The sequence below is a fragment of the Gilliamella sp. ESL0254 genome (assembly GCF_013344985.1).
In the GTDB taxonomy this organism is placed as follows: Bacteria; Pseudomonadota; Gammaproteobacteria; order Enterobacterales; family Orbaceae; genus Gilliamella; species Gilliamella bombicola.
The window spans coordinates 814640-836734 of the sequence record NZ_JAAEDU010000001.1 but is presented as its reverse complement, the minus strand read 5'-3'; the positions used below and the strand labels follow the sequence as shown (position 1 = coordinate 836734).

Sequence of the window (22095 nt, the reverse complement as noted above, 5' to 3'; positions counted from 1 at the left end):
ACATACAATAAGGAGAAAATGGATGTCTAATTATCAACGCGATACTTTATTGTTATTTGTTGGTATTGGTGTGTTATTGGTTGTTGCATCAATAATTGGCTTACTATTAAAACGACGTTTTAAAAGCCCAAATAGCGTCATTGATAATCTTAATACTCGCATTAATGCATGGTGGATAATGGTCGCCATTATTGGTATCGCTTTTTTGTTAGGTAAATTGGCTGTAATTTTTCTATTTTTTGTGGCATCTGGTATTGCGCTTCGAGAGTTTTTAAGTTTAACGCCAGTTAATCGTTATGATTTTTATGCATTGATATTTGCTTATTTTATTGCTTTACCTTTGCAATTTATTTTGGTGGCTATGTCGTGGTATGGATTGTTTAGCATTTTTATTCCTGTTTATGGTTTTTTATTATTAGCCATTTTGGCGGCAATAACTGGCTCAACCGATAATTTTTTAGAACGAACGGCTGAAGTGCAGTGGGGACTAATGATTACAGTTTATAGCATTTCTTGCGTACCGGCATTATTAACATTGCCAATCGACCATTACCAAGATCGTAACCTTCTTTTGATTGCTTTTTTAGTTTTGGTTGTTGAACTTTCAGATGTGTTGCAATATGTGTTTGGAAAATTATTCGGCAAACACAAAATTAGCCCAAATTTATCGCCATCAAAAACGGTTGAAGGTTTTCTTTGTGGCATATTCTCTGCAAGTTTTGTTGGTGCTTGCCTATTTTGGATAACACCGTTTAGTTTTTTGCAAGCTGGGTTAATTTCACTTATGCTCACCTTATTAGGTTTTTTGGGGGGCTTAGTTATGTCGGCAATCAAACGTGATAGAGGAATAAAAGATTGGGGAAATCTAATCGGTGGTCATGGTGGAGTGCTTGATCGTCTAGATTCTATCTGTTTCAGTGCGCCAGTTTTCTTTCATGTTGTACGTTTTTTTTGGGTGTAAAATTTACATGATATTTAAATAGCCATAGTTTAAATAAATTATAAAAAATAAAATTATGTGAATGAATATAAAAATCTCCAGTAAAAAATGAGCAAAACAGTTTAATTTATGATATAAATACAAACATTGTATTAACATTAAGATATAGATAAGGACTTTATTATGTTAAAAGAGCAAATGGTAGTAAAAAATTCAACAGGCTTGCATGCACGTCCTGTTACAACTCTAGTTAAATTAGCTGGTCGTTATAAATCATCAATTGAGCTTGTTTATAATGATAAAGCAATTAAATTAAAAAGCATGATGGGTTTACTTGGTGCAGGCGTAAAAGGTGGCTCAACGGTTGAAATCATCTGTGATGGTGAAGATGAACAAGCAGCAATGGACGAAATTCGTGAGTTATTTGCTACTGGTTTTGGTGAATAATTGTTAAATTAGCTTAGCTAATCATCAATTTAAACACTTGATTCCGTCGACTTAGGTCGACGGAGTTGTATAAAAAGGCGTTAATTTTATACTTTGAGTAGACGTATTTCTTTAATTAGACCGTTAGTCTTTGATTATCGAATTTAGTTCTTTATGATCAATCGAAGGTAACATTCGTGTAAACCCTCTAGTAAGATAAAGTAAATAAAGAAAACCAATCGCTAACCAGACTAAACCAACAATCATCGCTGTCGCATCAAGGCTTGTCCATAACCATAATGAAAGTAACACGCCAATTGCAGGTAATAATCCATATTTAAATAGCATTGATGCTGTTTTTGAGCTTCCTTTCCCTAAATAGCTTTTAATCACACATAAATTGACGAAAGTAAAAGCTACTAATGCACCAAAGCTTATCATTGAAACCACTAAATTAAGATCTAGTACTAATGACAGCAATGAAAAGCAAGCAACAAAGATAATCGATAAATAAGGTGTTCTAAAGCGTGGGTGAATTTTATAAAAAATCTGTTTAGGTAGCACTCCTTCACGCCCCATTGCATAAAAAATCCGTGATACACTGGTTTGTGCGGTCATAGCCGATGCAAAGACACCAGTTAAATATGCCGCTTGGAAGAAATTATACATAAAATTACTACCTAATTGGCTGAGATTACCAACTTGACGAACCACATCTAAACTTGCAGTATCTTTATTATCGATAAAATCGCTCCATTTAGGATAAGCTAAGTGAGCACAATAAGAAACCACTAAAAAAATACAACCAGCAATAAGAACAGTCCAGATAATGGCTCTTGGTAGCGATTTTTGAGCATCGTTAGACTCTTCTGCTAAGGTGGCAATAGCATCAAATCCTAAAAAAGCAAGGCATAATATTGCGGCACCAGACATTAAACCACTAAAATCACTTGTATTGACTTGTAGTGGTTTTATCATTGCTTCAGGGGTTAAATCCACATTAAATAAAGTCAAAAATATAAATAACCCAATAAAAATCATCTGAACAATAATTAAGGTGAAATTCACCGAATTAATCAACTTAATACCCAGATAATTTAAGAGACTAACACTAATCAATGATCCAAGTACAAATACATACGCAGGAACGCTAGGAAATGCTTCGTTAAGGTAAATACCTAGTACCAAATAATTTAATATTGGTAAAAATAGGTAATCAAGGATTTGTGCCCAACCCACCAAAAATCCAACTTTTCCACCAAAGGTACGTTGTACATAAGAATAAGCAGAACCAGCAATAGGTAACTTATTTGCCATACGACAATAGCTTAATGCAGTGAAAAAAATCATGGCAAGGGTGATGATATAGGCTATAGGTAAGTGTCCATTACTGGCAACAGTTACTTCCCCATAAGTGGTAAAGATCCCCAAAGGAACCATATAAGCTAAACCAAATGCAATTAATGCAGGTGTGGTTAAAACTCGTTTCATTTTTATTGCGGACATGACTTTGCTCCTCTGTCCCAAAAAACAATAAAAAACTACTAAGTATAGTTTTGCCTTTTTTACCCGCTTAAAGCGGCAGGGAATTCTGCCATATTGTGATAATTATGCAAGTTAATTTTTAGTAAAAAGGTACTTAAACAAACAAATTATAAGCTTTAAAGTGCTTTACGAGTTATTTTAGCTCAATTTAATTTAGATTATTAAGTTATAGGATTACGCTTCGATTTGCATATTTGTGATCCAAATCTATTATTTATTAGACAAAGTAAGTGTCAGTGTAAATAAATTATTGTATATTTTATCTACAATGCAAGTAGAATGGAAATTAAGTTATTATGAATAATCTATTATCCTTAAAAGGAGCTATTTATGCAGTCTATTCCTGTTTTACCGGTTGATTTAACCGGTGATTTTGTTACTCAAAAATCATCAGTTATTCATTTAATGGTTGAAACTAGCCAAACTTATTTAACTAATGTCAAAACCTTCTTTGACGATGTAATGGCACATGAACAAGAGATGGAAACTGATGTGTTACCTGATATTGCTTTGCCACATGCAAAAAGTAGTGCTGTTAAAACGCCATTTATTGTTGTTGGGAAATATAGCGATGGCATCATTTGGAATAATGATAATAAAGTGAAGTTAATCGTGATGATTGGCGCGCCAGAACACGCCAATAAAGAGCACTTATCCATTATTGCTAAATTAGCATCGAATTTAGCTAATGATGATTTTGTCGAAGATTTGCTTAAAAGCGATATTCAATCTGTAGCAAATAAAATCAGAGGATTATATGAGTAAAAAAAAGATTGTTGCGATTTGTGCATGTACAGCTGGTATGGCGCATACTTATATTGCTAAGCAAAAAATTGAAAATGAAGCAAAAAAGCGAGGATGGGATTATAAGGTTGAAACACAAGGTGCCGCAGGTATTGAAAATTCATTAACCGAACAAGATCTTAAAAGTGCCGATGTAATTTTATTAGCGACTGATATTTCAATTGAAAACGCCGATAGGCTTGAGCCTTATAAAAATGTCATAAAAGTGAGTACTGGTGAAGCGGTTAAAAATACTGTTAATATTTTTAATAATGCAGAAACTATGTCGACTAAAGTGGTTAAAGATAGTATCGGTAAAGAGATATTTAGAGCATTAAATACGGGTATTAGTAAGTTTTTGCCCGTTATTATCGCATCTGGAATACTTTTTTCAATTGTGTTAATGACAGGTGACGTAACAAACGATACTATTTTACCAAGTAATCAATTCTTTGTTGATTTAAAACAAGTTGCCTTATATGGCTTTGCCATGATGGTGCCTGTGCTCGCTGCTTATATGGCTTATTCCATTGGTGGTAATGCTGCTTTAGCACCTGCATTTATTATGGGCTATGTGGTAAATAATCCAATTGGTTCTAACCAAGTCAGTACTGGATTTATTGGTGCAATGATTTTTGGTATTTTAATTGGTTATTTTGTTAAATGGTTCAAAACAGTTAAAGTTCATCCAGTGATAGCTTCGGTTATGCCTGTGATGATTATTCCAACTGTAACTATACTTGTGATGGCACCACTTTACATTTATGGGCTATCTTATCCGCTTGATTGGTTTGTTAAAGCCATGGTCGCAACGTTAAAAGGTATGTCTGAAGTCAATGCCGCATTCTTAGGTATTGGTATTGGCATATTAGCCGCGCTAGATATGGGGGGGCCATGTAGTAAAGCCGCAACTGCATTTACCTTAGCTGCAATGGCTGAGGGAGTTTATGGTCCAAATGGCGTATTTCGTATGTGCTGTGCTATTCCGCCATTAGGATTAGCAGTATCATCATTGATTGTGTCACGTTCAAAATACACCAAAGAAGAGAAAGAGTTTGGCATTACCGCTTTCTTTTTGTCATTAGCGGGTATTACCGAAGGTGCGATTCCTTTTGCGGCTAAAGATCCGAAGCGCGTTATTATTGCTATTGTGATAGGCACAGCCATCGCAGGTATGCTAGGTATGATTAATGGTATTGAATCATTGGTAGCATTTGGCGGGTTAGTTGCATTAGGTGGGGTGACTAAAGCAGCCGCGTGGTATGTCATTGATATGTTTATTGGTGCATTAATTATTGCTGCTATTTTACATTTAACTAAACCAACAGCAGTAGAAACTGAGGCAGTAGCTGAAGTTGACTAGAGGCTGAATAATGACTCATGCTACACCAATCGTGATTGGTGTAGCAATGCATTAATAAATAATTGAAGTTTAAACTATGCTTGCTGATAAACTATTTGACCGCCGACAATCGTTGTTAGTACCTTGACATTTTGCATATCCGTTACTGGGATGGTAAATGGATTGCGATCTAAAATAATCAAATCAGCAAATTTACCTTTTTCAATTGACCCAATGTATTCATCTTGTTTTAGTACATAGGCAGCATTAATAGTAGCACTACGTAATACTTCAATAGCGGTTAGATTACGATCACTGTTTAACCGAGGATGCTCGGCATCGATTTGTCTAGTCATTGCAATTTGGAAATCGTACCATTCATTTAATGGATCAATTGGCCAATCGCTACCAAAAGCGCATGTTACACCTGCATCAATATATTGCCCATGTGCTTCTAAACCGCTATAGCGTTCTGGACCAAATAGGGTTTGATATTGCTCAACCATTGCCGAACTGCATCCTGCCCATTGAAATGAAAAGACCACACAAGCATTCAATTGTTTATACCTTGCAAATTGATGTGCTGCACTTAATTCATTATGCGCAGTGCTTGGGCGAATATCGGCATCAGGTAATGCTTTACGCATTTTTTCAATGGCATCAAGTACAACTTCAATAGCCCCTTCACCAACTGTATGCATATGCGGATGAAAACCAGCTTTTGCGGATTCAAGAATTAGAGCATCTAACATTTCAATGGAATAATAAAGATCACCGTAACGATCTTTTTCGTCGGCTAAATTGTACGGTTTAAGCAAGCGTGCGGTCATTAAAGGTGCCTGCATTACGCCATCTACAAATAATTTAGTATGCGATATTTTAATACCCGGCTTAGGTTGCCAGTTTTTGTCATCGTAACGTGCGGCGAACTGTTTAACTTTGCTCAGTAAAGTTGGAATTTCTTCTATTGATGATACATCATCTGGTGGTAACTCGCGCGCGCCAAATAAGCGAATAGATAGTTGGTTTTGTTGCTGTAGTTTTAAAAATGCATCGGCTTGGGTTTCAGTAATTCGAGCATCCATAACTGCCGTAACACCTTGTTTATTAAGTTCTGCTTGCGATAATTTAGCAATGTTTACGGCTTGTTCATCGGTGAGTTTAGATATACTGTCAAACGCACGCATGGCAGGGGCATCTTCTAATATACCATTTAATTCACCGTCATCAGTACGTCCAATCTTTCCATCGGTTGGTTCAGGGGTGTTTCTATCTAAACCAAATTTCTCTAAAGCAATGCTATTGGCAACTAAAGTATGGCAGTCATTTGAAAACAAAATAACAGGTCGTTTTGTATTAAGTCTATCGAGATCAAAGCGTGTAATATCTGTGCCAATGGGTAAAACCTCTTGCCTTAGCCAGCCACGAACTTGTAACCAATGAGTATTATCACTGATAGAATCTTTATCTAAATATTGTTGTATAATAGCTAACGTATCATCAATAGTTAAGCTTTGATAATTCAAATTACACGACGATAATTGCATACCTCCCCAAAAAGTATGCAAATGCGAATCAATAATACCTGGCATCATGGTTTTGCCTTGTAAGTCGTAAACAGTTGTATGATTATCGACATATTGACTATTATTTATTTGCTGTGTAGTCCCCGTTGCAATAATATAGCCGTTTGCAACAGCAATTGCCTGACAAATGGTGTCTTGTTTGTCGGCAGTGTAAATATAACCATTAATGTAAATAACATCAGCCTTAGCCATTATTTGTGATTCCTTAACATAGAGAGAAAAATGAAAACTGAACGATAGCAGATTTATAAAAAATTTGTCAAATGTAATAATTTTCTTTATTGTGTGCCAAGGTTATGCTACAAATAAGTTATTTAGTTACAGCGTCACAAGGTGAGCCGATGAAATATCAACAACTAGAAAACCTTGAATGTGGTTGGAAGTGGCACTATTTAGTAAAAAGACATAAAGAAGGCGAATTAATTACTCGCTATATTGAAAAAAGCGCTGCAGAGCATGCTGTCAATGAGTTACTATTATTAGAACATAATCCAACGAAAGTTGTTGATTGGATAAAGGCACATTTAAATCCCGACTTAGATAATCGAATGAAGCAAACTATTCGGGCAAGACGAAAACGGCATTTTAATGCAGAACAACAAAATACACGAAAAAAGTCCATTGATTTAGAATTTTTAGTTTGGCAACGATTAGCAAATTTAGCCAAACGTCGTGGATGTACATTATCGCAAACTATTACACAATTAATTGAAGATGCCGAGCAGAAAGATCAATATGCAACAAAAGTATCGACAATTAAAGATGATTTACTATCGCTTCTTGATGTGAAGCTTGATAGTAAATAATATAAACAACAGAATAAAAAGGTTTTATTATGGGAAAATCCCTTGTTATTGTGGAATCACCAGCCAAAGCAAAAACGATTAATAAATATCTTGGCAAAGATTTCGTGGTTAAATCAAGTGTCGGTCATATTCGTGATCTGCCCGTGAGTGGTAGCAGCCAACGAGCTGAAAAAAACACAAAAGATACAAAAAACAAAGTAGAGAAAAAAGTTAAACGTTCTGAAAAGCAAGCTTTAGTTGATCGTATGAGTGTTGATCCATATAACGGTTGGAAAGCGCATTACGAAATTTTACCGGGCAAAGAAAGGGTGGTTTCTGAACTTAAAAAATTGGCTAAAGACGCTGATATGATCTATCTCGCAACCGACTTGGATAGAGAAGGAGAGGCAATAGCTTGGCATCTTAAAGATGTTATTGGTGGCGATGAGAGTAAATACCGTCGTGTTGTTTTTAACGAAATCACCAAAACAGCAATTAAAAACGCTTTTAATGAACCATCAATGCTTGATATGGATCGAGTCAATGCTCAACAAGCACGCCGATTTATGGATCGGGTTGTGGGCTTTATGTTATCACCACTACTTTGGAAAAAGGTTGCACGTGGATTATCAGCAGGTCGTGTTCAGTCTGTTGCGGTGCGTTTAGTGGTTGAACGTGAGCGCGAAATCCATGCTTTTATTCCTGAAGAGTATTGGGATCTTTATGCTGATTTAACGACTGCTCAAAAAGAACAATTAACATTACAGGTCACCAATTACAAAAACAAAGCGTTCGAACCAAAAGATAAAGTTGCGATTGATATAGCCTTAGCTGAGCTTAATAAAAACCAATATCATGTAACAAACATTGAGCAAAAACCAACCAAAAGTAATCCTACTGCACCGTTTATTACTTCGACTTTGCAACAAGCCGCTAGCACGCGTTTAGGCTTTGGTGTTAAAAAAACGATGACATTAGCGCAGCGATTGTACGAAGCTGGTTACATTACTTATATGCGTACTGACTCAACCAATTTAAGTCAGGATGCATTGACAATGGTACGCGATTATATTGGTAAGAATTTTGGTGATAAATATCTACCAACGTCAGCCAATGTATATAGCAGCAAAAAGAATTCTCAAGAGGCACATGAGGCTATCCGTCCATCTGATGTCACCATTCTTGCCGAAAAAATTAGTGATATTGATGCTGATGCTTGTAAATTATATCAATTAATTTGGCGACAATTTGTGGCATGTCAAATGACATCGGCTGAATATAACTCAACTACTATTACAGTCCAATCTGGCGATTTTACCTTAAAAGCAAAAGGTCGTACATTGCGCTTTGATGGTTGGACTAAAGTACAACCGCAACTAGCCAAAAGCAATGAAGATAAAATATTACCGCCGTTATCAGTTAACGACAAACTCGATTTAATCAGCTTAAATCCAAATCAACACTTTACCAAACCGCCTGCTAGGTATAACGAAGCATCACTGGTTAAAGAGCTTGAAAAACGTGAAATTGGTCGCCCATCGACTTATGCAACCATTATTTCGACAATTCAAGATCGCGGCTATGTGCGTTTGGAAAATCGTCGCTTTTATGCAGAAAAAATTGGTGAAATTGTTACTGATAGACTCAGCGAAAACTTTAATGATCTGATGAGTTATGATTTTACCGCACGTATGGAACATGCATTGGATGAAATTGCCCATAAAAAACAAGAATGGCGCGAAGTACTTGACCAGTTTTTCAATGATTTTAGTCAGCATCTTGAGGTTGCCGAACAAGCGCCTGATAAAGGTGGTATGCAACTAAATCCATTAGTGTTAACGCCTGAAATTAAATGCCCTAATTGTAGTCGTGAAATGGGCATTAAAACTGCGGGTACAGGTGTATTTTTAGCATGTTCAGGCTATGCGTTACCGCCTAAAGAACGTTGCAAACAAACCATTAACTTAATTCCGGAGCACGAAACTTTAAATATTTTGGAAGAAGCTGAAACAGCCGAAACCGAAGCATTAAGAGCACGTAAACGCTGTCCAAAATGTCATACAGCCATGGATAGTTATTTGCTTGATAACGAACGTAAATTACACATATGTGGTAATAATCCAATTTGTGATGGTTCATTAATTGAAAAAGGTAACTTTAAAGTAAAAAGTTACGAAGGACCAATTATCGAATGTGAAAAATGTGGCTCAGAAATGCATTTAAAATCAGGGCGATTTGGTTTATATATGGGCTGTACTAATCCTGATTGTAAAAATACACGTAAGATCTTAAAAAATGGTGATGTTGCACCCCCTAAAGAAGATCCGGTTGATTTACCAGAACTTCAATGTAGTAAATCTGATGCACATTTTGTATTGCGTGATGGTGCCGCAGGTATCTTTTTGGCAGCACATAATTTTCCAAAATCAAGAGAAACACGTGCACCGTTGATTGAAGAGTTACAACGTTTTAAAGATCGCCTGCCAGAAAAGTTTATTTACTTGACCGAAGCACCAAGTAAAGATCCTGACGGTAATCCATCCATTGTTCGTTTTAGTCGTAAAAGCAAACAACAATATGTTACCTCTGAAGTTAATGGTAAATCGACAGGTTGGGTGATGCAATACGTAGATGGCAAATGGATTAATAGTAAAAAATAGGTAATAGCAACTAAACTTTTGTTAAAAAGTTTCAGGAAAGTATATGTTTTAGTATAAAAATAGTTATTATTGTTTGTGCTAGACAGTGAAAAGACTTACCTTACCAATTCTCCCTTTTAAGATGTGATTAAAAGGGAGAAAGCATACAGTTAAAGGAGCTTTTGTTTGTCATGAAATTGCAACAATTACGCTATATTGTCGAAGTCGTCAATAACGATCTCAATGTATCGTTAACATCCGAAAAACTGTATACATCTCAACCAGGCATCAGCAAACAAATAAAATTGTTAGAAGACGAGCTTGGCGTTCAGATATTTACCCGAGTGGGTAAGCACCTTTCAGAAGTGACGCCTGTCGGTGAAAAAATTATTGCGCTTGCTCGAGAAATCCTCAACAAATCTAACGATATTAAAATTATTGCCAAAGAATTTAGTCAGCCAAATCAAGGCTCATTAACAATTACCACAACTTATACTCAAGCACGTTATGCCTTGCCTGTTGTGATCCGGCAGTTTATGCAACAATATCCGAATATTACTTTGCATATGGAGCAAGGATCATCACCACAGTGCATATCTCAAGCACAAACAGGACAGAGCGAATTGGCTATTGTGACCGACATTTCACAGCTTAGCGATGATATGATTGCCTTACCTTGCTATCACTGGAACCAAGCCGTGATTGTGATGAAAGATCACCCGCTTGCCAAAAGCAGCTTAATTACAATTGAAGAACTTTCCAAATTTCCGTTAGTTAGTTATGATTTCTCTAACGATGGCTCAGATTTAAATCAAGCTTTCTTGCGAGCTCGTCAGTCGCCTAATATTGTTTTTAGTACAACAGATGCAGAGTTAATTAAAACCTATGTTAAGTTGGGAGTAGGCGTTGGCATTGTCGCAAAAATGGCGGTGAGTAATACTTCAGATGATGATTTTGTTGTATTGAATGCTGGCCATATATTCCCCTACAGCACAACCTATATCGTTTTTGCGCGTTCGTTATTTTTACGTAGTTATATGTATGATTTTATTCAGCAGTTTTCACCACATTTGCATCGACAAACTATCGATAAACTCATGTTATGTGAAAATAATATCGAAGTATTAGCTATGTTTAATGGGGTAAAATTGCCTGTGTACTAAGTGAATTTATTTTTCATCATAATAAAAAAGATATAAAGGAAAGTGCGATATGATTCGCACTTTGATTATTTTTATTATTTATGCCTTGCTTTTAAAATGCCAATCACATCTTGTAGTGACAGATTTTGATCTTGGAGTAATACTAATAAATGATAAACCAAATCCGCAGATTCATTTTTTAACTCTTCTCGATCATGAACTGTCGCAGCAAGGGCGGTTTCAACACCTTCTTCTCCCACTTTTTGGGCAATACGTTTAGTGCCGTCATGATACAGTTTTGCTGTATAGGATGATTTAGGATCGGCATTTTTACGTGCTGCAAGTAACTGTTCTAATTCAAACAAAAATCCCCACTCGGTTTTCGCCTTTGTAAAACAGCTATTAGACCCAGTGTGACAGGTGGGACCTACGGGATTGACTAAAATTAATAAAGTATCATTATCACAATCTGCTGATATACTCACCACATTTAAAAAATTGCCTGAGGTTTCACCTTTGGTCCAAAGGCGTTGCTTAGTGCGTGAATAAAAAGTGACTTTACCGCTAGCTTGTGTTTGAGTTAACGCATCTTGATTCATATAACCCAGCATTAGTACATCGCCAGAAACATAATGCTGAATAATGACCGGCATTAAATGATCTACTTTTTGCCAATCGAGTTGCTGTAAATCTAATTTTATATCGCTATTTTGAGTTAACATAATCGAATTTCTACTCCATTGTGAGCTAAATACTGTTTAAGTTCGCTAATATTGATAATTTGTTTATGAAACACCGAGGCCGCTAATGCACCATCAACATTGGCTTCTTTAAAGGCTTGTAAAAAATGATCCATGGTGCCAGCACCGCCTGAAGCAATAAGTGGTACATGACAAACCTCACGAATTGCTTTAAGTTGATCAAGATCATAGCCATTACGTACGCCATCTTGATTCATCATGTTTAATACAATTTCGCCGGCACCACGTTTTTGAACCTCTTTTACCCAATCAAGTGTGTTCCATTTTGTGGCAACGGTGCGTTTTTCATCACCAGTAAATTGATAAACGTGATAATTGTTTGATTCTTTGTCATACCAAGTATCAATGCCAACAACAATACACTGCACACCATAACGATCTGCAAGCCTTGTAATTAAAGAAGGGTCAGCAAGTGCAGGGGAGTTAATTGAAATTTTATCAGCGCCAAAGGTTAATATTTGCCCTGCATCATCAATCGTTTTAATGCCGCCAGCTACACAAAAGGGGATATCAATAACTTCGGCCACTTTTGCAACCCAACTTTTATCGACTACTCGTCCATCTGACGAAGCAGTAATATCATAAAAAACGAGCTCATCGGCACCTTCTTGCGCATAGCGCTTTGCTAAAGGGACAATATCACCAATAATTTCGTGATTTCGAAATTGCACACCTTTAACCACTTGACCATTACGAACATCTAAACAAGGAATTATCCTTTTTGCCAACATGAAATTGCCTCCTGAACAGTAAATTTGCCTTCGAGTAAAGCTCGCCCTACAATTACGCCTGCAACGCCGCTATTGGCAAGTGCTTTAACATCGTCTAATTGACCTATACCGCCAGATGCTTGAAAAGCAATTTGTGGGTATTTTTGACTGATTTCTTGGTACAACTTAATATTCGAACCACTGAGCGTGCCATCTTTCGAAATATCAGTACAAAGCACATGTTTCAATCCATAAGGTAGATAATCCTCAATCACTTGTTCTAATGTCTGTTTTGAGTCTTCTTGCCAACCATGAATCGCCACATATTTATTGCCCTTAGTATCAATGCGCACATCCAGTGCTAATACCAATTTTTCAGCGCCGTATTTTTTAAACCACTGTTTAACTATTTCTGGTTGCTTGATGGCGGTTGACCCAATTACCACGCGAGCAGCACCGGCTGATAATAATGATTGTATGTCTTTCTCAGAGCGAATTCCGCCTCCAACTTGGATAGGAACTTGTACGCCATTAATTAACGTTTGTATTAATGAAATTTGACGAGCATTAGGATCTTTTGCGCCGGTTAAATCTACCAAGTGCAACAGCTTAGCACCTTGCTTTTCATAGTCTTGTAAGCGCAAAAGTGGATGATTGCCATAATCACGTTTTTGCTCATAATCGCCTTGGTGCAATCGCACCACGCTACCATCAATTAAATCAAGCGCAGGGATAATCATTGGATAAACTGCCATTGTTACATCTCCAAAAAGTTTTTGAGCAATTTTGCACCGGCTGAGCCAGAACGCTCGGGATGAAACTGCACGCCGTAAAAGTTTTCTTTTTGTACGGCTGCGGTAAAGCTTTCGCCGTAATTGGTTTCTGCTATTGTTGCTGAGCATAGTGGCATCGCGTATCCATGTACAAAGTAAAAATAAGCACCATCAGGAATATCTCTAAATAGATGATGACCTGCTTTTGGGTAGACTTGATTCCAACCCATATGGGGTAGTGGTAATCCACAATCAGGAATTTCAATCACTTTTTCATTAATTATGCCAAGTGTATGCACATGTCCTTCATTACTATAATCAGCTAAAAGTTGCATGCCAAGGCAGATCCCTAATACAGGTTGAGTACAAACTCTTATCAGTTCGATTAAATTACGCTCTTCTAATTTTTGCATTGCAGATAAAGCTGAGCCGACACCCGGTAAAAATAACTTGTCTGAATTCAATACCACATCAGGATCAAGACTAATAATGGGCTGATAGCCAAGCCTTTCTATTGCATATTTCACCGATGAAAGATTGGCGCAACCAGTATCTAAAATGACAATGTTCATTTATAGCACTCCTTTTGAGCTAGGAAGTCGATCACTTTCAATTTTAATTGCTTGCTTTAATGTGCGCGCAAAGGCTTTAAACAAGCTTTCAATTTTGTGATGATCATTATTGCCTTCGGTTTCAATATGTAACGTAATAGCCATAGCATAACTCAATGAATAAAAGAAATGCTCAACCATTTGTGTACTCATATCGCCTACTTTTGGGTGAGTAAACTCCGCTTTAAATTTAAGATAAGGGCGGCCTGAAATATCCATTGCACATTTTGCTAAACACTCGTCCATCGGAATTACTGATGCATAGCGAGTAATGCCGCGTTTATCGCCGAGTGCTGTTTTTAACGCCTCGCCCAAGGCTAGTCCTGTATCTTCGATGGTATGATGATCATCAATATGCAAATCACCATCGACTTGGATATTGAGCTTAATTCCGCCGTGAGTGGCAATTTGGTCAAGCATATGATCAAAAAAACCGATTCCTGTATTGATGTTACTTCCCCCTTGGCGATCAAGCCACACTTCTACTAAAATCTTGGTTTCTTTAGTATTACGCTCAACTTTAGCATAGCGATCTGCGGTGGTTAACCGCTGAGCGATTTCAAGCCAGTTTAACTGTTCAGGATGATAGCGTAACCCTTTGATTTGCATATTTTCAGCTAACTGAATATCAGTGACCCTGTCACCAATAACGTAACTATTTTGTTTGTCCAATTTACCACTAGTAAGATAAGGTAACACTAATTGGATTTTTGGTTTACGACATTCGCAGTTATCCTCGGGAAAGTGAGGGCAAATTAGCACATCTTCAAAATTAATGCCTTGCGATTTAAAAATCTGCATCATTAGATTATGCGGTCCATCAAAATCTACTTGTGGATAGCTTTTAGTACCTAGTCCATCTTGATTGGTCACCATCACCAATTTATAGCCAGCGGCTTGCAATTTAAGAAGCGCAGGGATCACATTCGGTTCAAAAGCCAGCTTATCAAAACGATCAACTTGAAAGTCAACTGGAGGTTCGGTAATTAATGTGCCATCTCGATCAATAAATAAGTATTTTTGTAACATTTTTGCTCCTATTTTATTGCTTTAAGCGCCGAAAGAACTGCCTCGCACTCTGCTTGAGTACCAATGGTGATTCGGATCATATTATTTTTGCCAATCGACTTGCTTTGATCGCGTAAAATAATCCCTTTATTCCATAAGATATTAAACACGTCCTTATTATCTTGAAACTTCACACATAAATAGTTGGAAGAACTCGGATAAACTTTTTCAACAACTGATAACTGTGCTAGCGAATTGGCAAATTTTTCTTTTTGTTTGTTCAAATTGATTACATGCAACTTCATGGCATTAATGCCATCTTTACTCAGAGCTTGTGCTGCAATATCGGCCACTGGCGTAGCGAGTGGATAGGGAGCAATGACTTTTTGTAATGCATCAATTACTGGTTTATTCGCAATCGTAAAACCACAACGTAACCCCGCTAAAGCAAACGCCTTTGATAGTGTACGTAACACCACTAAATTAGGGTAGTTAGCAAGCCAACTCACCACCGTTGAGTCGGGGGAAAACTCAATATAAGCCTCATCAATCACCACTAAAGCACGATTGTTGGCAATATTGAGCAACGCCTTAATATCCTCAGGATCAATTAAGTTACCCGTTGGATTATTTGGTGAACAGACATAAATCAGTTTAACGCTATCAAGATGCTGCTCAATACCTTCAAGATCAAGTTGCCAATCGGCTTTGGTTGGGACTGTTTTGGTTTTTATGCCTAACGTTTCAGCACTCACTTGATACATGCCATAAGTTGGTGGACAGTACAAAATGCTGTCTTTTTCAGGCTCGCAAAATGCACGCATTAATAATTCAATAGCTTCATCAGCGCCGCGGCTAACAATTAACTGATCGGGTTGTACACCTGCATATTGAGCATAACGCTGAATCACATTTTCTGGTTGTGGCTCAGGGTAACGGTTTAATGTTTGTTCGGTTAATTCGAAATGTGGTGCGACGGGGTATTCGTTCGCATTGAGCCACACATCGCCATTACCACCAATCCGACGGGCGGATTGATAAGGCGTTAGTTTCTGAATATTTTTTCTGACTAATTGATTGATATCCATGTTATCCACCTATTTTTAACCTATTGAATTTAATGCCGCAAGGCGCAAAGTAACCGCTTGTTTATGGGCGGTGAGTTGTTCGGCTTCGGCCATAAGTTCAACTGCGTTTCCAATTGCTTTTAAACCTTCTGGTGATAATTTTTGTACTGTCATTCTTTTTTGAAAATCAGCCAGCCCAAGGCTAGAATATGTTGCGGTATAGCCATATGTTGGCAGTACATGATTAGTCCCAGAAGCATAATCACCGACTGATTCAGGCGACCAATTGCCTAAAAATATTGAACCAGCACTGGTGATTTGTTCAACTAATTCATCCGCATTGGCTGTTTGAATAATTAAGTGTTCGGGACCATAACGATTGCTGATGTTAATGCACTGAGTTAAATCTTTCGTTACAATTAAGCGACTCTCTTTCAAGGCTTTTTCCGCAATCTCTTTGCGCGATAGTTGGGCAAGTTGCTTATCGACGGCGATTGATACCGCTTGCGCAATTACCTCGTCAGGGGTAAGCAGAATCACTTGCGAATCAGGGCCATGTTCGGCTTGTGATAACAGATCGGCAGCAATAAAATCAGGGTTTGCCGAACTATCAGCGATAACCAGCACCTCAGAAGGTCCCGCAGGCATATCAATGGCGGCACCGTCAAGATGTTGACTTACTTGGCGTTTAGCCTCGGTAACATAGGCATTGCCCGGACCAAAGATCTTATCCACTTTAGGAACAGACTCAGTGCCTAGTGCCATTGCGCTAATCGCTTGTGCACCGCCTAATTGATATACTTCGCTGACACCACACAAGTTTGCCGCATATAAAATCTCGTCAGCAATAGGTGGGGGTGAACATAAAATAACCTGGCGACAACCAGCAATTTTAGCGGGTATTGCAAGCATTAATACTGTTGATAACAAAGGCGCTGATCCCCCTGGAATATAAAGCCCAACAGAATCAATCGGTCGAGTAACTAGCTGGCATTCTACCCCCGGCATTGTTTCAAGCTTAATGGTCTGTTTTACTTGAGCTTGGTGGAACTTTTCGATATTCGCAACTGCCAATTGCATTGCTTGTTTTAATTCAGGCTTAACGCGGTCTGCGGCGGCGTTGATTTCCTGTTTGGTGAGTTTGAACTGCTGAATTTGGACTTTATCAAATTTGCTACTTAGTGCTTTTAATGCCTTATCACCATCTTGTTTAACTTGTGCCAAAATATCTGCAACAGTTTTGCTAATCGAATCAGAGGCTGTAATCGCTGGACGCGTTAATAGTGCTGTTCGTTGTTCATTTGTACATTGTTGCCAATAAGAGAGTTTCATATTATTACTCCATCATTTTTTCAATTGGTAATACAAGAATTGAGCTTGCACCTAACGCTTTTAGGTTTTCCATCGTTTCCCAAAAAAGCGATTCACTGCTCACCATATGCAGTGCAACCCGATTTTGCTCGCCAGTTAAAGGCAAAATGGTAGGATTTTCAGCACCGGGTAATAGTGCAACAATATCATCTAACACCTCGGTAGGGGCGTGGAGCATAATATATTTTGATTCACGAGCTTGAATAACCCCTTGAATACGCGTCATGATTTTATCGATTAACGCCTGTTTTATTGGTGACATTTCGCCTTGACGTTGAATTAAGCAGGCTTTTGATTTATAGATAACTTCGATCTCTTTCAGTCCATTGGCCTCAAGTGTTGCACCGCTAGATACTAAATCACAAATTACATCGGCAAGTCCTGCACGAGGTGCAACTTCGACCGAACCATTAAGCAAGCAGGTTTTAAAGGTAACATTATATTGTGCCAGATAACGGCGTAGCAGGTGAGGATAGGTGGTGGCAATACGCAAATCATTTAAACATTCTGGTCCTGTATACTCAAAATCACGAGGTGCTGCGATCGACAACCGACAGCCACCAAAATCTAAACTGCGCAATTTTTTAAATTGTGGAGCTTCGCCTTCGGCTTGCCTATCTAATACTTCTTCTTCTAAAACATTTTCGCCGACAATCCCAATATCAACAACGCCATCAATCACCAGCCCGGGGATATCATCATCACGAACGCGCAAGATATCAATGGGCATATTTTCGGCAAAAGCAATTAACCGTTGTTCTTGCAGATTAATCTTAATGCCACATTGGGCAAGTAGCTTTTTTGACTCATCACTTAAGCGACCTGACTTTTGCATTGCAATGCGTAAACGCGAATTATCCAACATATCTTTCTCCAAAGTTATCTAAAAATTTATAAACTACAAACAAAAAACCCTCGGAAGTTTGATCTTCCGAGGGTTCTCTGCTTGCTTTTGCGATATCACCGGAAGATCAATGTCTTCCAGCACCAATCGCCCGAAGACTATTCAGGAATGATGGTGATGATGATGTGTACTAATAGCATTAGTAATAAAAACGCAAAAACAATTCATAAAAATAAAAAACCTTTAACTGAGTTGATAATTAAAGCTACTGAACAAAATATAACAGAATTTGTTTATTCGCAACTAGTTTTTTATTTAAAATAGTCAGCGTGATTAGCTTAACAACTTCAAAACAGCAGTACAGCTACACAATTTTGACGTCTAATTTAATTTATGTTATTTATATTCAATAAATTATATATAGAATATTGAAAGGCTTAGTCATCATGTTACACCCTTATTACCATAATATTGAAGTATACCCTTTTTTATGGGCGCTAATGTTTCCCTTTTTCTATTTGGTTTATCTGCTTTCTACTATTATTGTTTATACTAAATTAAATAAAAAAGTAAAAATCGGCTTTATGATTATAGTGGGTGCGTGGTTGGTATACATTTTTCCCCCAACTGATATTCATTTTTTCTTGTTTTCGTTAACTGGAGCGCTCTTTCCAGTTGGTCTTCGTTATTGCCAAATGCACAAAAAACACTACCAAGGCATAAAACAAAAGTTAAATCTTGCCGTTGTTTATGTTGTATTCCCCTTATTGGCAACCTTTTTTTGGCCGATTTATCTTGGAATGCCGATGCTTATTGAATACTGGAACAGCCGCCCAAGTAGCGAATGCAAGCAAAATGGACGTTTGATTTCACTGGCGAATGATGCGGTTTATCGTCTTTATCCCCAACATAGTCGGGGTAATGAATTTTGGGTAAATATGACAGATGTTACAACTAAAGAGTTTTGTGACAAATTTTCAGCAACAGAACCGAAGCCCGTTGTTGAACTGTCATATTCCTTTAAAAAAATGTGCAGGCATCCTGAAACGCCGAATCAAAAAGCATACTGCGATAACATAAAGCAAGGTGAGATCTTGTTATCAGATGTTACAATCAAAGCAACCAACAATATGGTCCCTAGTCATCGAATATGGCCAGATTTACAAACAAAACTAAACGAAGACTTAAACAAGCAACTAACACAAGGCAACACCGACTTAGCGCCACTTGATTATCATCATCTTAAAAACTACAAAGAGTTTGATAATGGCGTTGCTTTATATGTTTCTTATGATCGAAATAAATACAACAAAATCTATAATATAATCATAAATAATCCGAATTGGCTCCATCCACAAAAAGAACCTTTTACTCTTTATTGTAATCTTAATTATGAAGGTAACCAATATTGTCGTGCTGTCTACCTATATCAAAAAAATGCGTATATTGATTACACCTACGATTTAACCGAAACACAAAAAGATGAATTCACAATTCAACCCCAAAACTACAGTCAGTCCTATATAGACAAACAAATAGCCGCAGCCCAAAAAGCCCATCAAATTGTCACATCAATTTTTGAGGAAATGCGAATAGAACAATAAAGGTAATAGTTTCGGACATCGCTATTTTGAACACTAAACTGCAAACGTCCGAAACCGCTGCATCTAATCCACTATGACCACAACAAACAAAAAAGTCTTTATTTTCATCCAAAAATCGGTCAGAAAAGGTATTGATTTTATTAAAGTTTTTATTTGGTTGTTTTTAGCCAAAAAACACCACCAAAACCGTTTCCCAAAGCATGCCACCAAAAGCTTAACTCCATCTTCTTAATAAAACTTTACAAATTTTTAACAAAAAAAGTAGCGCATTATTAATCAACAGATTATAATTTAAGCGCTTTTAAAGCAAGGAAATGCTCGCTAATTGAGCAGTCAATTATAAAAAACTGAAATAAAACAAAAATTTACTTGACAGGATAATCGAAATGCGCTATCATAATCGGCATCTGGCATCTGGCATCTGGCCTGCCAAACCTACGCCCTAAATCTTTTTCAATTTCACCGTAGTCGAAATCAGACTCCATTCTTATTTTTATCACCGAAGTTATTGAGTTCATCGCGCTTGGTGAGGTCGTCGTGTCTATCGGCAGGGTTATCGCTAAGGTCGAGGTATTTATCTTTTCTATCTAAATTACCAAATTTACTTAAATTATTTAGATTACCTAAATTATCGTTGTTCTTCGTGCTATTGTTCTTGTTATTATATACACAAGGTTCTATGGCATTAACGGCGTATACATCAAAAAACATTGAGGGAACTCTGCCGTATTTTACGTTTGATGGAGGTCGAACAAAGATAACAAATACAGACAGTTTATTATTTATTAAGTTGCAGGATGGTCGAGTTATCACACCGTCAACAAATATATCAAGTGTGACAAATCCGATAAGATTGCCTTATGTGGGAAGTACTTTGGGAGATATAGATATGTTAATCCCATCATCAATGAATTCAGTGAGTTTAAGTGATTTGGTCACTAGATATAATTATTGGGGAGATGATGATGGAGATGGACAGGGTACAAATGGAATCACGGCGACGGGGAGTATATCGGTAAGTTTTACTGATAAGGATGGTAATACAGTAAGTCGTAGTGATTCATTAAGTATATGTAGAGCTCCTTATAAGGTAACATTAAGTAGTACTGGTGGGTATTTAAAAACACAGTATGGTTTACCTAATGTAAGTTATTTTTTTGGTCATGCGGTGTCATATTATATCAGTCCGAATCAGCCTTTAGGCGCTTGTTTTGCAAGGCCGAATCTTTATGATAATTATGGCATTTCAGCTAGCGTATGGAACTCTACTAAGGGCTTTTTAACTCAGTCTAATGATTTTTCATCTTACAGTCTTAATTTCCCTACGACGGGTGCTGATGGATTGTACTTTGACTTAGAGATGCCTGTAGAAGTGAATGGAAGTGAGTTAACGTGGTCTGTTGTTACGAATGGTAGTATAAGGGCAACGGTGAGTTGGACAAAGCCGCGTTCTGGTAGAGTCATATCCCCAAGCGGCGGTTCAGACGCTGATGCTTGGATTAGAGATAAATCCAGTTATGTAACACGAGTCACGTTAAATGGTCCTAGGGCGAGTGATACTCAAATACAGTCAGCTAATCCTATCCCTTTAGAAAAACCATCTTTGCCGCAGATATTTGAGTTGGTGGGAAGGGATAATCGTGGTAAGGAGGTGAAGTATGGGTTTGTCTTACAGAAGTGGTTCGTCTATGGCAGGAGTAGAAAAGATAGTTGGTCTAACCAATTTTCTTGGTGTAGCAGTTTGGGGTATGTTTTGCCACAGGTCAAGGATTTTACTAACGCGAAGTGTGGTGTTGATAATTCTAATTTCCCATGTCGAAATGGCATAGATGGTGCCACGCCGTTGTCTGCTTTTAATTCTTACAGACGTCACATAGGTGCTGGTTTTTTCACGGAATGGGGTAGTCTGTCCTTTTATGCTATTGATATAGGTTTTCCTGTCTTTGATGGTTACTGGACGAGGGATACTCCAAATAACAACGTATACTTCCGAGTTAATTCAGGCAACGGCTTTAATTACGTCCGCGCAGCTCGTCTCTCCGAAGGCGGCAAGTTTGTTATTTGTTCTACACCTTAGCTTTTATTTTTTAGTCCTTAATCGTTAGGCTTCGGAGGGGATTAAAGTACAAATAGAGTACAATTTAACAAAGAACAGCGC

Annotated in this window: 19 protein-coding genes and 1 other annotated feature; of the genes, 9 read left to right on the top strand and 10 right to left on the bottom strand. The window is 37.5% G+C overall.

Features of this window, described 5'->3' with window-relative positions; genetic code table 11:
• Positions 1 to 22: 22 nt before the first annotated feature.
• Together GYX25_RS03980 and GYX25_RS03975 are read left to right on the top strand one after the other, a co-directional pair.
• On the top strand, positions 23 to 961 hold the full coding sequence (locus GYX25_RS03980) for a phosphatidate cytidylyltransferase (RefSeq protein ID WP_091347159.1): 939 nt from the start codon (positions 23 to 25) through the stop codon (positions 959 to 961).
• Between the two features lie 162 nt (positions 962 to 1123).
• Positions 1124 to 1387, top strand: coding sequence for an HPr family phosphocarrier protein (locus GYX25_RS03975; protein ID WP_034913021.1), 264 nt, complete (start codon positions 1124 to 1126; stop codon positions 1385 to 1387).
• Between the two features lie 123 nt (positions 1388 to 1510).
• Here the strand turns inward: GYX25_RS03975 and GYX25_RS03970 are convergent, their stop codons facing one another.
• Positions 1511 to 2872 (bottom strand): APC family permease, encoded by a 1362-nt coding sequence (locus GYX25_RS03970; RefSeq protein WP_091347155.1) that lies wholly within the window; start codon positions 2870 to 2872, stop codon positions 1511 to 1513.
• Between the two features lie 369 nt (positions 2873 to 3241).
• Here GYX25_RS03970 and GYX25_RS03965 point away from each other — a divergent pair, with 369 nt between their 5' ends.
• Together GYX25_RS03965 and GYX25_RS03960 are read left to right on the top strand one after the other, a co-directional pair.
• Positions 3242 to 3676 (top strand): PTS sugar transporter subunit IIA, encoded by a 435-nt coding sequence (locus tag GYX25_RS03965; RefSeq protein ID WP_174786778.1) that lies wholly within the window; start codon positions 3242 to 3244, stop codon positions 3674 to 3676.
• Entirely contained in the window at positions 3669 to 5057 is a 1389-nt protein-coding gene (locus GYX25_RS03960) for a PTS fructose transporter subunit IIC (protein ID WP_091347151.1), read from the top strand. The genes GYX25_RS03965 and GYX25_RS03960 overlap by 8 nt, the downstream gene beginning before the upstream one ends.
• A 74-nt stretch (positions 5058 to 5131) precedes the next feature.
• On the opposite strand, the gene GYX25_RS03955 is transcribed toward GYX25_RS03960, so the two are convergent.
• Entirely contained in the window at positions 5132 to 6814 is a 1683-nt protein-coding gene (locus GYX25_RS03955; protein ID WP_174786777.1) for an amidohydrolase, read from the bottom strand.
• A 149-nt stretch (positions 6815 to 6963) separates the two neighbouring features.
• On the opposite strand from GYX25_RS03955, the gene matP reads away from it, so the two are divergent.
• From matP to cysB, 3 genes are all read left to right on the top strand, one after another.
• Entirely contained in the window at positions 6964 to 7428 is a 465-nt protein-coding gene (matP, locus tag GYX25_RS03950; protein WP_091347147.1) for a macrodomain Ter protein MatP, read from the top strand.
• 29 nt (positions 7429 to 7457) lie between these two features.
• The gene (gene topA / locus GYX25_RS03945) at positions 7458 to 10067 is read left to right on the top strand and encodes a type I DNA topoisomerase (RefSeq protein WP_174786776.1); all 2610 of its coding nucleotides are present in this window, start codon (positions 7458 to 7460) and stop codon (positions 10065 to 10067) included.
• A gap of 170 nt (positions 10068 to 10237) precedes the next feature.
• Positions 10238 to 11209 carry an HTH-type transcriptional regulator CysB gene (gene cysB, locus GYX25_RS03940; RefSeq protein WP_091347143.1) on the top strand — a complete coding sequence of 324 codons (972 nt, stop codon included), beginning with the start codon at positions 10238 to 10240 and terminating at the stop codon, positions 11207 to 11209.
• Between the two features lie 74 nt (positions 11210 to 11283).
• Here cysB and hisIE read toward each other — a convergent pair whose 3' ends face one another.
• Genes hisIE through hisG form a run of 8 tightly spaced genes read right to left on the bottom strand, consistent with a single transcriptional unit; the run spans position 11284 to position 18354 of the window.
• Entirely contained in the window at positions 11284 to 11910 is a 627-nt protein-coding gene (gene hisIE / locus GYX25_RS03935; RefSeq protein WP_174786775.1) for a bifunctional phosphoribosyl-AMP cyclohydrolase/phosphoribosyl-ATP diphosphatase HisIE, read from the bottom strand.
• A complete protein-coding gene (hisF, locus tag GYX25_RS03930) occupies positions 11904 to 12680 on the bottom strand; it encodes an imidazole glycerol phosphate synthase subunit HisF (protein WP_091347139.1) in 777 nt (258 codons plus the stop codon). Before hisF ends, hisIE begins: the two co-directional genes overlap by 7 nt.
• Positions 12662 to 13399: a 1-(5-phosphoribosyl)-5-[(5-phosphoribosylamino)methylideneamino]imidazole-4-carboxamide isomerase gene (gene hisA, locus GYX25_RS03925; RefSeq protein ID WP_091347253.1), complete on the bottom strand. Its 738-nt coding sequence runs from the start codon at positions 13397 to 13399 to the stop codon at positions 12662 to 12664. Before hisA ends, hisF begins: the two co-directional genes overlap by 19 nt.
• Positions 13400 to 13416: 17 nt before the next feature.
• Entirely contained in the window at positions 13417 to 14004 is a 588-nt protein-coding gene (gene hisH, locus GYX25_RS03920) for an imidazole glycerol phosphate synthase subunit HisH (RefSeq protein ID WP_174786774.1), read from the bottom strand.
• Positions 14005 to 15072 (bottom strand): bifunctional histidinol-phosphatase/imidazoleglycerol-phosphate dehydratase HisB, encoded by a 1068-nt coding sequence (gene hisB / locus GYX25_RS03915; RefSeq protein WP_091347135.1) that lies wholly within the window; start codon positions 15070 to 15072, stop codon positions 14005 to 14007.
• Positions 15073 to 15080: 8 nt separating this feature from the next.
• The gene (gene hisC, locus GYX25_RS03910) at positions 15081 to 16139 is read right to left on the bottom strand and encodes a histidinol-phosphate transaminase (protein WP_174786773.1); all 1059 of its coding nucleotides are present in this window, start codon (positions 16137 to 16139) and stop codon (positions 15081 to 15083) included.
• A 15-nt stretch (positions 16140 to 16154) separates the two neighbouring features.
• Positions 16155 to 17450 carry a histidinol dehydrogenase gene (gene hisD, locus GYX25_RS03905; protein ID WP_174786772.1) on the bottom strand — a complete coding sequence of 432 codons (1296 nt, stop codon included), beginning with the start codon at positions 17448 to 17450 and terminating at the stop codon, positions 16155 to 16157.
• A 4-nt stretch (positions 17451 to 17454) separates the two neighbouring features.
• Positions 17455 to 18354, bottom strand: a complete 900-nt coding sequence (gene hisG, locus GYX25_RS03900) for an ATP phosphoribosyltransferase (protein ID WP_174786771.1) — start codon at positions 18352 to 18354, stop codon at positions 17455 to 17457.
• Positions 18355 to 18392: 38 nt separating this feature from the next.
• Positions 18393 to 18517: a sequence feature (His leader region), on the bottom strand.
• Between the two features lie 262 nt (positions 18518 to 18779).
• Between hisG and GYX25_RS03895 the strand changes: the two genes are divergently transcribed.
• Positions 18780 to 19937 (top strand): hypothetical protein, encoded by a 1158-nt coding sequence (locus GYX25_RS03895; protein WP_174786770.1) that lies wholly within the window; start codon positions 18780 to 18782, stop codon positions 19935 to 19937.
• Positions 19938 to 20445: 508 nt separating this feature from the next.
• Positions 20446 to 22014, top strand: coding sequence for a hypothetical protein (locus GYX25_RS03890; RefSeq protein WP_238785970.1), 1569 nt, complete (start codon positions 20446 to 20448; stop codon positions 22012 to 22014).
• The last annotated feature ends 81 nt before the right edge of the window (positions 22015 to 22095 follow it).

Coding starts and splice junctions, on each gene's coding strand:
- GYX25_RS03980 (WP_091347159.1), top strand. CDS start 23: ATGTCTAATTATCAACGCGATACTTTATTGTTATTTGTTGGTATTGGT.
- GYX25_RS03975 (WP_034913021.1), top strand. CDS start 1,124: ATGTTAAAAGAGCAAATGGTAGTAAAAAATTCAACAGGCTTGCATGCA.
- GYX25_RS03970 (WP_091347155.1), bottom strand. CDS start 2,872: ATGTCCGCAATAAAAATGAAACGAGTTTTAACCACACCTGCATTAATT.
- GYX25_RS03965 (WP_174786778.1), top strand. CDS start 3,242: ATGCAGTCTATTCCTGTTTTACCGGTTGATTTAACCGGTGATTTTGTT.
- GYX25_RS03960 (WP_091347151.1), top strand. CDS start 3,669: ATGAGTAAAAAAAAGATTGTTGCGATTTGTGCATGTACAGCTGGTATG.
- GYX25_RS03955 (WP_174786777.1), bottom strand. CDS start 6,814: ATGGCTAAGGCTGATGTTATTTACATTAATGGTTATATTTACACTGCC.
- matP (WP_091347147.1), top strand. CDS start 6,964: ATGAAATATCAACAACTAGAAAACCTTGAATGTGGTTGGAAGTGGCAC.
- topA (WP_174786776.1), top strand. CDS start 7,458: ATGGGAAAATCCCTTGTTATTGTGGAATCACCAGCCAAAGCAAAAACG.
- cysB (WP_091347143.1), top strand. CDS start 10,238: ATGAAATTGCAACAATTACGCTATATTGTCGAAGTCGTCAATAACGAT.
- hisIE (WP_174786775.1), bottom strand. CDS start 11,910: ATGTTAACTCAAAATAGCGATATAAAATTAGATTTACAGCAACTCGAT.
- hisF (WP_091347139.1), bottom strand. CDS start 12,680: ATGTTGGCAAAAAGGATAATTCCTTGTTTAGATGTTCGTAATGGTCAA.
- hisA (WP_091347253.1), bottom strand. CDS start 13,399: ATGATTATCCCTGCGCTTGATTTAATTGATGGTAGCGTGGTGCGATTG.
- hisH (WP_174786774.1), bottom strand. CDS start 14,004: ATGAACATTGTCATTTTAGATACTGGTTGCGCCAATCTTTCATCGGTG.
- hisB (WP_091347135.1), bottom strand. CDS start 15,072: ATGTTACAAAAATACTTATTTATTGATCGAGATGGCACATTAATTACC.
- hisC (WP_174786773.1), bottom strand. CDS start 16,139: ATGGATATCAATCAATTAGTCAGAAAAAATATTCAGAAACTAACGCCT.
- hisD (WP_174786772.1), bottom strand. CDS start 17,450: ATGAAACTCTCTTATTGGCAACAATGTACAAATGAACAACGAACAGCA.
- hisG (WP_174786771.1), bottom strand. CDS start 18,354: ATGTTGGATAATTCGCGTTTACGCATTGCAATGCAAAAGTCAGGTCGC.
- GYX25_RS03895 (WP_174786770.1), top strand. CDS start 18,780: ATGTTACACCCTTATTACCATAATATTGAAGTATACCCTTTTTTATGG.